Raw genomic sequence first — 13,574 nt, forward strand, 5'->3', positions numbered from 1 at the left:
TTTTTATTTATCGGTTAAAATAACAAGTGAACCTCCGGCAATCAGCAATCCGCCTAACAGAACCTTCCAACTCACAGGTTCTCTAAGTATTACAAAGGAAAGAAAAATAGTGATAACAACACTCATCTTATCTATCGGGGCAACTTTGGAGGCTTCACCTAACTGTAGCGCTTTGAAATAGAACAACCACGACAAGCCTGTGGCTACTCCGGATAGAATAAGAAATAACCAATTGGTCTTATTCAGTTCTTTTATACCTCCCGCCCCGTTACCGGCTATTACAATCCCCCAAGTAATGAACAGGATAATGCAGGTTCTGATAGCTGTAGCCAGATTGGAATCCACATTCTTTATCCCGATCTTGGCAAAGATAGCAGTCAATGCTGCAAATATCGCCGACAGTATAGCATACCATTTCCACATAATCAGGTGTATTATTAATCTTCGAATATAGTATTAAAATTTAAAATTCAGTCCCAGAGAGGCTATCTGCGTTTCATAATAATTTTCGTAGACAGCTTTAAACCCTTGGTTATATATTTCTTCTTTTATTCCCATCGTACTCAGGATATCTTTCATAGAGAATAATAGCTCAATTCTGTCATCATAAAACGTTTGTCTAAACCCGATGTCAATTCCTCCCCGTCCCGAGCGTCGTCCCTGGGCTATGTTCTGCGCGGCATAGTATACACCTGAAAGTTGCACCTGACGGCCTTTCCCGATATAAAATAAGCTATTCAGCTTCGCATACCACGTGTTATCATTGCTTTCGGAAATCGAGAATGGACGTTCGTAAGGGAAGTAAAGTATGCCATCATAACCGGCAATATGGTTATGGTACCAATTGATACTCCCTGTTATTTTCCAAAAACTATTTACCTGTTGATCAAAGATCAATTCGATACCTGTATTTTTTGCCTTTCCTGTGTTCTCGTAAATTTTATTTATAATATTGTGTTCGACGCTGTGTTCATCGATGGCATAAATGCGGGAGTAGGGATCTTTTATTATTTTGTAATATCCTGCAAAAAATATAGAACCGCTATTCCAAATATATTTATAAGCCAACTCCAGATTATGGGTATATTGGGGGCGCAGATATGGATTCCCGACCTTTAACAATTCGGGATCATCATATTTAGGAAAGATACGTAACTCAGCCTCACCCGGACGGTCGACGCGACGGTTATAAAAAACTGACAAACGATTTGCCTCATTCATCTTCCATGTCAGACGTATATTGGGAAAAAGATTCCAATAATCGTAAGCATCATTCGATGGATAATAGATATTATCAGACGAGATGTCGTAAAACACACGTGTATATTCTGTCCGTAGTCCCATTTCGATATCTATTTTCTTTTTTTCGAATATCCAGTTGGCATAAAAAGCAGCCATATCTTCTCCCCAATCCGACCAATTTCCCAATCCCGGATATATAACCGATTTATGTCCCCGATATACGTTGTAAGTGACGGGTAAACGGCGTATCTGTCCCTTCATTCCGGCTTCTATTCTGCCGTTGAATAAGGGCTTTGTATAATCCATGGTTAGTTGTGTTATATGCTCTTTGGCTATCACGTGGGTAGTATCTTCGCCAATACGTGCCAATGATATTTCACGCAACCGGTACTTTTCGTTTTCCCAGCCGCATGTATATTGCAGAGCGGCATGCAGTTCATGTCCCGGGTCGGCAAATCTGTGTTTGAAACTAACAGCTGCACTTGCAAGACCCGTATTCTCGTGTTCGTCCCATTGCCAATTGCGAAGCGGATCCATATTCATATTGTTAAAGAAAGTCACGTCTGCTTTATCGACATGACTTTCATAATCATAAAGTCCGGAAAACGAAAGTGTGTTTCTTTCATTGAGTATCCAATCGATACCTCCTTTTATCAGGTAATGTGTTTGGGTTCTGTTTTCAGGTATCTGCGAAATAACGGAAGTTCCATCGTCGTAATAGCGTGTCGTAAATTCATTATTAGGCAAGTGCCTTTGCCTTATGATCTCTGTCTGCAAGAATACATTGATGTTTCCGGATTTATAGTTTAAATTGAGCGATGGGATATATTTCGTATTGAAATTATAACTGCCCAATGTCGAAGGTAAATCGCTTTTTCGTTTTGTCAAAGCACCTAAGCCAAAGGTAAAGCCGGCATTACCGTTAAATCCGGTCTGGTGTTCCTTTTTGTAAATAATATTAATAATGCCCGCCATTCCGGCTGCATCATATTTAGCCGAAGGATTATTTATTATTTCTATCCGGTCGATATTCGATGCAGCGATATTATCAAGTCCCTTTTGGTTTCCAAATCCGGTAAGAACTGATTGTTTGCCATCAATGAGTATTGCTACCTTATCGCTTCCACGTAGTAATACTTTGCCGTCCTGATCGACAGATATCCCCGGCATATTACTCATTGCATCCAGTACAGAACCTCCCGATTGGGAAATATTATTAGAAATATCGAATATTTTTTTATCCAATGCCTGATTTACGTGTTGGCGTTGCCCTATTATCTGGATCTCACCTAATAGCTGGGGCGATCCGGTCAATTCAATTTTACCTATATTGTAAATCGGATTCAAGTCTCCAATAAAGAATTCTAATGATTTCTCAAGGTAACCAACGTATGAAAATTTTGCAATATATTCCCCTTGATGCAAATCTGAAAGAGTGAATTGTCCTTTGTCGTCTGTCATCATACTGGCGATTATTGTCCCTTTTTCTTTTGAAATAACACTAACCGTCACATAGGGTATATCTTCTTTACTGTTTTTATCGACAACTTTTCCCGAAACAATTGATTGCTGGGCATTAATTGTAAGAAAAGGAATAAGTAACAGAAACAGAAGTACAAATGTTTTCATTAAGTATATTTTTTATCCGGATATACAAAAGTGTAAAACAAATTTGTAGAAATTTAGAATATTTTATAAAACTTGATTCTCATGACTTCTGAATTCTTATAAAGAAAAATGCTTTAAACAAAAAATGATATTTATATTTAAGTCAATCTTAAGCATACTTTATTTCAGATCATCTATTTTTGCATTGAAGTATTTTTATCAGTCTTATGTTCCGGATATTAAGTAACCTATATATGACATTAAAACCACAAGCATAAACAATCAATATGAATATCCTTATTATAGAAGACGAACCGGGCATTTACAACTTTTTGAAAGAAGGGTTGGAAGAAGAAGGTTATGATATAATAATAGCTTCTGATGGGATAAAGGGAATAGATCAATTCTCTCGGTCGAAACCGGACTTAGTACTGCTGGACTGGATGCTTCCGGGTATGCACGGAATTGATGTCTGCAAAGAGATCCGTAAACAAGATAAGGAAACTCCCATACTGTTCCTTACGGCAAAGGATACAGTAAAAGAAACAATAGAGGGCTTAAGAGCCGGAGCAAATGACTATGTCAAAAAGCCTTTTTCTTTTGAGGAATTGCTCGAACGGATTAAAATACATTTCAGGGATAAACACGAAGATGAGATTCTTATACTCGGAGATATATCGTTAAACAAATCATCTTATCAGGTCTATAATAGAAGCGAAGAAATATCTTTAACACAGCGGGAGTTTGCTTTACTTGAATTCCTGCTCCGGAATAAAGGGAAAATCTGCACACGGGATGAGATTATTGATAAAGTTTGGAATATCAATTTTGAATATGACACCGGAGTGATAGATGTTTTTATGAATTCCTTGAGAAAGAAACTGAATATGGATAAGGAGAACGGATATATCAGGACAGTGCGGGGTGTCGGATATATCGCAAATGATTAAATGATGAAGAAGCTATCCTTACAAAGTCGCATAGCATTTAATATCATAGTAAGCACAGCCCTGCTTACAATGGTTTTATGTGCTATAATTCTGGTTGTTTTCAAACTGCATACGGATAAATTAGAAGCCAATCCGGATATTACATTAAAAGATGTGGAACATTTGTTTATGATTCTGTTAAGGGTCTGTTGTGTCAGTTGCTTTTTTATCCTATTCCTGTTATTCGCCATATCACGTAAAATAGCGCAAAACAGCACAAAACCTATCCGGGAAATAATAAACATAGCAAATACCATTACACATAATAATTTGAGTGCAAGAATTCCTCTTCCAAGCCATAAAGATGAGTTGTACGAACTTGCAGAAACTATTAATAACCTGCTTGAGCGAATTGAATGTGCTATGGAAAGGGAAAAATCCTTTACTTCTTGTGCTTCACATGAATTCCGCACCCCTCTTTCCGTACTCAAGGGAACGATGGAAGTGCTGATCAGGCATCCACGAAGCCAAGCGGAATATGAAGACAGGATCAAAGCTTGTATTAAGGAAGTGGATAAACTGAATGATATGGTTGAACAATTGCTTATCCTGACGAGATATGAAGAGGGTAAACGTTCCTTGAATTATGATTATTATTCCGTTGAGGATATGATAAATAATAGTGTGTGCCTGTTCTGCGATATGATTCTAAAGAAGAAACTGGAAATAAATATATCAATTTTCCCTCAACAGGTTTCTGTATATACAGATGAATATTCACTTTCTACTATTTTGACTAATTTGATTTCAAATGCCGTGAAATACAGTAATGATCGGGGGACGATCGATATAAAGGCGAATCAACAGGACAATCATTTGATAATCGAGATAGAAAATTCAGGACGTGGCATTCCACAGGAAGAATTAAAATATATTTTCGATAAATTCTATCGTTCATATGCCTCCGAACGTCCTGAAATTAAAGGATTCGGATTAGGGCTTCCAATCGTAAACCGCTTTTGTTCCTTATTGAATATTGATATTGAAATCACCAGTGATTTAGATAAAATTACGGTGGCAAAACTTACGATTCCTTTGAAAGGTAAACATTAAACTTAACGTAAACGTTCTAACTCCTTTCTGTGGAGTTTTTATCTTTTTGATCCATCTTAAGTTAATCTTAAGCATTCAGATATTAATGTTCCCTACCTTTATATTTGTATATTATAATATTAGTTGGGAATATATCTTGAAAATTTGGACTTTAGTTCCATTTTATCAAATCTTAAAGATAGGCCATGGTATATTTAATCAATAATCAATAAATAAAAGGATGGAGAGATAAAACAGATATGCAGTAAAGTTATGGTTTGCTGAAATAGAAGAATTGGTCTTAAACACATATCTGTATTTAAGAAAACAGTATAGACAATAATTATCTTTGTTATTAATAAAACAAAAAACACTCAGTTCATTTAATACCGCTCGTTTTCATACAATGGAAAGTCAGAACCAGAGACAATCAGTAATTACTAATCAGGCAAATGCTTCCCGATGGCTGGGTAAAAAGATTATTGTCGCAAAAGGCACATATATTTTAGCTTCGGCACTCACTATTTTCAGTGCTGGATGTTTTGTTGTTTTTTGTTGGTATTTCTCTGGATTTGCAGCGTCGTGGCTCGACAACGGAGTGGTTAACCCCAATGTTTTGCTGTATGCTTCGGTGTTCCTGACGGGACGATACGTTCTTGCTCATTTTGCATCGCAGCTCAACTACAAAGCCGGCAATATCATCGTATCCCGAATAAAAAAAGAGCTTTATCCAAGATTGCTAGGCAACAGCCGGCAGGATTCCATATCGAGCACTTTGTTCGTTACCAGGATAAGTGACGATTTAAAGCCCTTTTTCGCTTTTTTTATTCCATATTCCATTGCGTCTGTTTTGGTTAGTGTATTATTGTTTGTTGTAAGTTTCTGGATGGAAAAGTGGGTTGCTGTCATACTGTTAGTTTCATTCTTGGTTATTCCCATGCAGATGATTGTCATTGGTGTGGGAGCCGAAGCACTTCACAAAAAACATATCAATCTTTTTGTGAAATATTCCGCAGTTTTCTACAACCGTCTCCAGACCATCGCCGAAATTGTCAATTTAGACAACTTCAAATCACAATACCGGTTTTTGTCGGAAAAAAGTAGGGCATTGAATAAAGCGACTACCAATGTGATGCGGGTTGCCATCCTGTCGTCGGCCGTTCTGGAACTTTTTGTTACAATTTGCATTGCAGCCATTGCTATTTATTTAGGGATGAGCCTTCTTGGTATTATGCCGGGTCCCAGCTACGGGAAAGGTTACGATTTCCGTACCGCGTTGTTTCTGCTTACCCTCTCCCCTTATTTTTTCTTTTACCTGCGGAAATTCGTGAGTGCTTATCACGACCGCAACAGAGCCTTGGCGTCGGCAAAATTGGTGATGCCGATACTGAACGAAGACATTGATAAACCTCTATCCAACATAAGTGAAAGGCTTAATATGCTTGAAATCGGAGGTTTGAATTTTGCTTATCCCGATTCGCCTGTAAAAGTTTTACACGACATCAATCTGAAACTACCGACGAAAGGATTGGTGCTGGTGAAAGGCATTTCAGGTTCGGGAAAATCAACCTTACTGAAAATATTTGCCGGAAGCTTGTTTGTACAAGAGGGTTCTGTTTCGGTAAATGGAAAAGAAAATGGATGGTCGCATCAGTGGCTGAAAGAAAATACGGCGTATATGAATCAATTTCCGTTCATCTTTGACGGAACGCTGCGATACAATGTTTTTTTGGAAAAAGAGGCCACAATAAACGGCCAATATCCCGAATTCTTGGACAAAATATTAGCTAAAAAAGAAAACGGTTGGCAAACTGAATTAAGCCACAATGGAAAACAACTTTCGGGTGGTGAAAAGCAGTTGGTTACACTGGCACGGATGCTGCTGCATCCCAAACCGGTGGCCATATTGGATGAACCTACGGCAAATTTGGATGCCGATACTGTCGAGATCATTCTTCCACAGATTATGAAACTGGCCCAAAACAGCTTGGTAATTGTTGCTTCGCACGAAAAAATGTTCGACACCATAGCTGACAAAATCGTAAACTTAAATTGGGGAGAACAGATGAAGTATGAATAAATTTATCGTAAAGTATATATTGCATCCCTTAGCAGGCAGATGGCTGAAAGGTATCTTTCTGTTGCTGCTCTGGACTGTGGCATTCATAGCCCTCCCTGCCATTTCGGGGTGGTTTTTGGCTATTTGTAGTGTGGTGTTCGTTACGGCAAACACTGCATTTTCGTATCTGATTCCGTCGGCCATTATCCGTTTACTGGCACTGGTGCGCACGGCAACACGATATTTCGAACGGCTAGAAAATCATAAAACTACGCTCGAAGCTCAGCAAAGCCTGCAACTGAAAATATTTCAATCGGTAGCCAAATTTCCTTATTTCAGAAAACAAGTCAACAATAACTCGGCGTTGCTCGAAAACAGTACATATGGCATCGATCAGATATTGAACCATATCCTTTTGTGGCTTTTACCATTTACTGCGCTTATTCTCTCGCTTAGTATCTACTTCTTTTTTCTTATCGTATTTTCGCAAGTTATCGCTATCGAGTTTTTGATTTCATCTGCAATTCTTCTGTTTATCATCCCGCAATTCTTCTTCCGGAAAAACAGCAAACTCTACGAAGAATTGAAAATGTGCCGCGAAGAAAACAATCAGGCGCTTATACAGAGTTTCAGAGGACGAATAGAAATTTCGAAATACAGCATGGCCGAAAAAGCCATCAATCAGCACGAACAAAAGTTATTGCAGATCGAACGATTGGAAAATAAGTTGCAGAATAATTCATTTTATCTACAACTGATCGCCGGGCTTGGCGTTAGTTATATAGCTACGTTTCTGCTTTGGGATTCGGGTAATTATGGTATAGATGCTCCTCTGGCAATCGGTATTTTCTTTGGTATAATGGCGCAAGCCGAATTGTCTGAAATGCTTTTTTCGGGAAAATCGGAAAAAAGTTCGGTTGCACACCAAATTAAGGATATTGGCACGATTATCGGGCAAGGTGAACAGCCTGTTGAAACGGTACGGGTTCATTCCGTTCTTGAAAATTTAAGTTTAAAGAATGTGAGTGCGAAAATCCCGGAAACATCTGTACGCACCTGCGAAGTGTCGTTCAACATAAAAAAAGGAGAATGGGTTGCACTATTCGGAGAAACCGGGAAAGGGAAAACCACCCTGCTGAACAGTCTTTTTTATCCCGAATACTGCCAAAATGGTTTATTGATATGGAATGGCGATGAGGAATTGATACATTTGCCTGTTCCTGAATGTATTTACGTTACTCAAAAAGCGTATCTGCTTACCGGAACGCTGCGTGAAAATTTCGAAGGATATTCCGACGAAGCCATTGAACAGGCATTAGAAATAGTCGATTTAGCAAGTTGGCGTTTGTCGTTGCCTAAAGGTTTGAATAGCTGGTTAGGCGAAAACGGCGAAACCTTGAGCGGTGGACAACGAAAGAAACTATTGCTGGCGCAGGCTTTGCTTAAAGAGCCACAACTGCTAGTAGTAGATGAACCCACAGCCGGCATCAGTTCCGAAAATGCGATTGCCATTTTTAGAAATATCAAACGGTTATATCCCGATATCGCCATTCTGATGGCTACACATCTGAAAGATTTTGAATCTGTAGCGGATAAAGTGGTAAGAATTTAAATATGAGCTTTATAGGTGGTGAAATAAATATACAATCATATAATTGATTTATAATCTTTACATTAATAATTATTTTATCTAAGAGAACTCTTGTAACTCTAAAACAAGGATTTTTTTATTAGTTCAAATCTTAAGCAAATCCTAAAACGATCCTAAGCAAATCTTAAGCATTGCCATCGTTCTTATACCTACCTTCGTTTATTATAAATTATTTAATATTCAATAGATTAATAATTAAAGGGATGGAGAATAAAGAAAAAACATTGCAGCTATTGGAAGAAGTAGCATCCGGAATTTTAGGCGGAGCACAGCAACATTTTATACATGCCACAATCAATATCCAAAAAGGATATGTCAAATTAGGTAATCGCATGATGGACGAATACAACGAAGAAATGGTAAATGTTGCAAAAATCATCAACCGAATAATCGAATTAGGAGGAACACCGGATTTTGAAATCACACCATATCCTGTATATCCAGAGGTTGAAAACCAGCTAAGAAATGAGTGCCAACAACAATATGAAGGCTTGAAAGAGTTAGAGCAGTCTTTACGGGCAGCAGAACCTGATATTGTAACGAAAGACTTCTTTACAGATTATATGATAGAAGAAACAGCACATGCAATCTGGCTTAAGCAGCAAGTTGATTTTATCGAATCAATCGGAATACAAAACTATCTGGCAAAACAAATATAATATGAAAGCATTATATACAGCCATCGTAACAGCGACAGGTGGAAGAGACGGCAAAGTCCGTTCAAATGACGGGATGATAGATTTGAATATACAAACTCCAAAAGAAATGGGTGGACGCGGTGGAGCTACTAATCCGGAACAACTGTTTGCCGCAGGTTATGCTGCCTGTTTCGACAGTGCGCTAAATTTAGTTTTTCGGCAGTCTAAACTCCGTCCCGAAAGTACAACGGTAACAGCAGAAGTAAGTATCGGTACTAATGATGACGGAGGATTTGGATTAGCTGTAAAGTTATTGGTAGAGATCAAGGGCTTGGAACCAAAGCAAGCCGGGGAAGCAATTGGCAAAGCTCATCAGGTTTGCCCATACTCCAATGCCACCCGTGGAAATATTGATGTAAGTATTGAATTAATATAATTGGGGGAATAAAATAAATCCTATAATCCAAAAAAATTGCAGATTCTTATTTTTTTATTGGTTCAAGCCCTAAGCAAATCTTAAGATTATCCTAAGTTAATCTTAAGTGTTCAGATATTAGTGTTCGCTACCTTTGTGTATCGCGATAAATTTTAAATTAAAACATTAAAATCCAGCGACTATGAAAAGTAAGTCAAACAGGCAAAACATAATCAGGCTATATGAATCTGCTATGGAATGGTTACAGGCTTTATATGCGTATTGGCGAATCGGTTGGATATTTTCTATTTAACTATATGATTGATATGGAAACAATTTATGATTTTACGGCAAAAAGTAATAAAGGCGAAAAAATAGACTTCGCCCAATTTAAAGGAAAAGTTCTTTTGATTGTAAATACTGCCAGTAAATGCGGATTTACACCTCAGTATAAAGGCTTGGAAGAGTTATATAAAAAATACAAAGATTCGGGCTTAGTCATCATCGGTTTCCCTTGCGATCAGTTTGGTCATCAGGAGCCGGGAAGCGATCAGGATATAGCATCTTTCTGCGAACTGAACTTCGGGGTTACATTTCAGTTGATGAAAAAAATAGATGTCAATGGGGAATATACTTCTCCTGTTTTCAAGTTTCTGAAAGATAAAGCCGGAGGTTTATTCGGAAAGAAGATCAAATGGAACTTCACTAAATTTCTGATTTCGAGAGATGGTAAAACAATCAAGCGATTCAGTCCACTAAAAAATCCGTCCTCATTGGAAAATAAGATTGTTGATCTACTGAATGGATGACTCAATAATGGATAATCAATTATCATTGGACACATACCTGAACAACGGGATGAAGAATCTGATGTCCAATGCTTACAAAGCAGTATTTAATAACCCGAAGGAATCACTATTTGTATTCCGGATGCAAACGGTATTCGGGCGGTCGGAAAAAAAGAGGAAGAGTTATAGCGAAAAAGAGAATCTCCATATTCCGCCGTTTCTTATATCAAGTATCGCCATAGATTGCAACCTTAGCTGCAAAGGATGCTATACTCGCACCAATAAGGTATGTGGAACGGCAGAGAAGGATAAGAGAGAAGAACTCACAGCAGATCAGTGGAAAAAGATATTCCTTGAAGCGGCACAGATGGGAATAAACTTCAATCTTTTGGCCGGTGGGGAACCGCTCTTAAGAAAAGATATATTGGAAGCAGCCTCTGAAGTCGAAGATATGATCTTCCCTATATTTACAAACGGAACAGTGATAACCGGGTCATATATTAACTTCTTTTCACAGCACCTTAACCTGATTCCTGTATTAAGCCTTGAGGGATGTAAAGAGAATACGGACAACAGGCGTGGACAAGGAGTTTTTAACCGGGTTATTCATTCAATGGAACTATTGAAAGAAAAAGGATTATTCTACGGAACATCAATTACCGTTACATCCGAAAACCTTGATACGGTCACCTCTTTGTATTATGTAAATCTGCTCAAAGATCTTGGCTGTAAAATCATATTTTACATTGAGTATGTTCCAACAGACCCCGATACGATCCACCTGGCCTTAGATGAAGATGGAATTGCCAAAATGGAAACGAATCTGGAGAAGCTCAGAATTTCCTGTAACGATGTGATATTCCTGTCTTTTCCCGGTGATGAAAAAGCTATGGGCGGATGTTTGGCTGCCGGGCGAGGCTTTTTACACATAAGCCCCGACGGCAGAGCAGAAGCCTGCCCTTTCTCTCCGTATTCAGATAGAAACGTTGTTCAAACCGGATTGAAGGAAGCATTAAGATCGCCATTCTTTGCAAAGTTAAGGGATTCAGGGTTGGTTGGCGGGGAACATACGGGCGGTTGTACTCTATTCGAAAATGAAGAACAAGTCAGAGGCATGTTGAGTGTCGAATAATAAAAATAATAATTATATGAAAATAGCTATCAGATACTTTTCAAGAACAGGGCACATGGAAAAGATGGCAGCGGCAGTTTCGGGTGTAACCGGAGTTAAAGCAGAAACCACAGATGTGCCTATAACAGAAGAAGAGGATATCCTTTTTCTGGGAAGTGCTGTCTATATGGCCGGAATAGACAATAAAGTAAAAGATTTTATATCAACATTGGATGGGCGGGTGAAGAATATTGTAATTTTCAGCTCAGCTGCAATCCTTAGTTCTTCATATGCCCAGATAAAGGGACTTCTGGAAAAAAAGAATATACCTTTGGATGAACGGGAATTTCATTGTAGAGGGCAATTTGCCCTGTTACACAGAGGTAGGCCAAATTTAGAAGATTTAGAAGAATTAAGAAAGTTCACAAAGAAAATTATTACACAATAATGTTTCTATATGGTGACTATAGGGTTTCATAATAAGATGTTAAAAGCGCAACGTGCAGAATTAACCGAAGCGAAAATTTATTACCGGATTGCGGGTTTTGAAAAAGATGAAAACAATCGTGCCATATTGTTGCAGATAGCAAAAGAAGAGGAACGGCAGGCTAATATCTGGAAGTCATATACAAGGCAGGAAATCCGCCCACATAAATGGAAAGTTCCATTTTATATATTTCTCGTCCGATGCTTTGGTCTTACATTTGGAATAAAATTGTTGGAACGGAATTCTCACCGAGGTGTTCAGGCATACGGTGCTATGCGGTCAGACTTTCCGGAAGCGGAAGAAATGTATCATACTGAAAAAGAGCATGAAGACAAGCTCCTTGAGATGTTAAAGGATAAGCCTCTTGATTATCTCGGCTCTATTGTACTTGGTCTAAATGATGCTTTAGTAGAACTAACCGGTGTGCTTGCTGGACTTACATTAGGTATCCAGAACTCTCCAATGATAGCCGCTATTGGTATTATTACAGGTATTTCTGCCGCATTTTCTATGGCAGGTTCGGAGTATTTATCAACCAAAACAGAAAACAGTGGTAAAGTAAAGCCCACTACATCGGCATTCTACACAGGAATTGCATATATCACAACAGTCATTGCTTTGATAGTTCCTTATCTGATAGTTAAAAACGTCTTTATCGCATTACTTTTAACAATTGGCATAGCCATCTCAATTATAGCAGCATTCAATTGGTATGTATCTGTTGCAAGAGGAATTCCTTTCAAAAAACGTTTTTTAGAAATGTTATCAATTAGCCTGAGTGTAGCATTCATCAGTTTTTTTGTCGGGTTGATTGTAAACCAAATATTTGATATAAATGTCTAATTCAAAATAAATATGAAATTATCATCGATAACAAAAAAAATAATAATGAGTCTAAGCGGGATGTTCCTCATTATATTTCTAACCCTTCATTTAGCAATTAATCTCACATCCTTAATCTCGCGCGAAGCCTACGAAACGGCTTGTAGGTTTATGGATGAGAATATTTTTATTAAGATCATGGTTCCGGTTTTAGCTCTCGGGTTTGTAGTACATGTAGTCATGGGAATTATCCTTACGATTCAAAACAGAAAATCCCGGCCTGTCGGTTATGGGGTAAAAAGTAAAACCAAAGTATCATGGGCATCTAAGAATATGCTGGCATTAGGACTGATTGTGTTGGGTCTATTGGTAATTCACTTAAGCCATTTCTGGGCAAAGATGCAACTGCAACATTTTATAGGGAATGAAGGCGAGAATCCTTATGACCTGGTGAAAACTTTATTCTCAAATGGTTTCTATGTCGCTATGTATGTGATCTGGATTGTCGCATTGTGCTTCCATATCACTCACGGTTTCTGGAGTATGTTTCAATCGATAGGAGTCACCAATAACAAATGGATTCCCCGTTTACAAAAGATTGCCGTAATTTATTCCCATGTAATCATGGTCGGTTACCTGCTTATCCCGGTGTATTTTTATTTGGGATTTGGTGATGCATAGCTCCTTATTCAGTAGAAGTAAGTATTTAATGATATATTTCCAAATCGTAAC

13 protein-coding genes are annotated in these 13,574 nt (G+C 38.2%); 11 read left to right on the plus strand and 2 right to left on the minus strand.

Going from position 1 to position 13,574, the window contains the following annotated elements; all coding sequences use genetic code 11:
• Nucleotides 1-3 precede the first annotated feature (3 nt).
• Nucleotides 4-423 (minus strand): EamA family transporter, encoded by a 420-nt coding sequence (locus PKC55_RS10085; RefSeq protein WP_291124747.1) that lies wholly within the window; start codon nt 421-423, stop codon nt 4-6.
• A gap of 33 nt (nt 424-456) precedes the next feature.
• Nucleotides 457-2,871, minus strand: a complete 2,415-nt coding sequence (locus PKC55_RS10090) for a TonB-dependent receptor (protein WP_291124745.1) — start codon at nt 2,869-2,871, stop codon at nt 457-459.
• A 266-nt stretch (nt 2,872-3,137) separates the two neighbouring features.
• On the opposite strand from PKC55_RS10090, the gene PKC55_RS10095 reads away from it, so the two are divergent.
• From PKC55_RS10095 to PKC55_RS10145, 11 genes are all read left to right on the plus strand, one after another.
• Nucleotides 3,138-3,800 (plus strand): response regulator transcription factor, encoded by a 663-nt coding sequence (locus tag PKC55_RS10095; RefSeq protein ID WP_291124743.1) that lies wholly within the window; start codon nt 3,138-3,140, stop codon nt 3,798-3,800.
• Nucleotides 3,801-4,892, plus strand: coding sequence for a HAMP domain-containing sensor histidine kinase (locus PKC55_RS10100; protein ID WP_291124741.1), 1,092 nt, complete (start codon nt 3,801-3,803; stop codon nt 4,890-4,892). It begins immediately after the preceding gene.
• Between the two features lie 385 nt (nt 4,893-5,277).
• Complete coding sequence (locus PKC55_RS10105) at nt 5,278-6,951, plus strand: ATP-binding cassette domain-containing protein (RefSeq protein ID WP_291124739.1); 1,674 nt, start codon at nt 5,278-5,280, stop codon at nt 6,949-6,951.
• A complete protein-coding gene (locus PKC55_RS10110) occupies nt 6,944-8,542 on the plus strand; it encodes an ATP-binding cassette domain-containing protein (RefSeq protein ID WP_291124737.1) in 1,599 nt (532 codons plus the stop codon). Before PKC55_RS10105 ends, PKC55_RS10110 begins: the two co-directional genes overlap by 8 nt.
• A 242-nt stretch (nt 8,543-8,784) precedes the next feature.
• Nucleotides 8,785-9,240 carry a ferritin-like domain-containing protein gene (locus PKC55_RS10115; protein ID WP_291124735.1) on the plus strand — a complete coding sequence of 152 codons (456 nt, stop codon included), beginning with the start codon at nt 8,785-8,787 and terminating at the stop codon, nt 9,238-9,240.
• 1 nt (nt 9,241) lies between these two features.
• Complete coding sequence (locus PKC55_RS10120; RefSeq protein ID WP_291124733.1) at nt 9,242-9,655, plus strand: organic hydroperoxide resistance protein; 414 nt, start codon at nt 9,242-9,244, stop codon at nt 9,653-9,655.
• Between the two features lie 305 nt (nt 9,656-9,960).
• Nucleotides 9,961-10,443, plus strand: a complete 483-nt coding sequence (locus PKC55_RS10125; protein ID WP_291124887.1) for a glutathione peroxidase — start codon at nt 9,961-9,963, stop codon at nt 10,441-10,443.
• A 7-nt stretch (nt 10,444-10,450) separates the two neighbouring features.
• The gene (locus PKC55_RS10130; RefSeq protein ID WP_324372908.1) at nt 10,451-11,554 is read left to right on the plus strand and encodes a radical SAM/SPASM domain-containing protein; all 1,104 of its coding nucleotides are present in this window, start codon (nt 10,451-10,453) and stop codon (nt 11,552-11,554) included.
• A gap of 16 nt (nt 11,555-11,570) precedes the next feature.
• Nucleotides 11,571-11,981: a flavodoxin family protein gene (locus tag PKC55_RS10135; RefSeq protein WP_291124729.1), complete on the plus strand. Its 411-nt coding sequence runs from the start codon at nt 11,571-11,573 to the stop codon at nt 11,979-11,981.
• A 36-nt stretch (nt 11,982-12,017) separates the two neighbouring features.
• Complete coding sequence (locus tag PKC55_RS10140) at nt 12,018-12,863, plus strand: VIT1/CCC1 transporter family protein (protein ID WP_324372911.1); 846 nt, start codon at nt 12,018-12,020, stop codon at nt 12,861-12,863.
• Nucleotides 12,864-12,875: 12 nt separating this feature from the next.
• Nucleotides 12,876-13,523: a succinate dehydrogenase cytochrome b subunit gene (locus PKC55_RS10145; RefSeq protein ID WP_291124726.1), complete on the plus strand. Its 648-nt coding sequence runs from the start codon at nt 12,876-12,878 to the stop codon at nt 13,521-13,523.
• The last annotated feature ends 51 nt before the right edge of the window (nt 13,524-13,574 follow it).

It is taken from the genome of Dysgonomonas sp. (assembly GCF_035323175.1).
Lineage (GTDB): Bacteria > Bacteroidota > Bacteroidia > Bacteroidales > Dysgonomonadaceae > Dysgonomonas.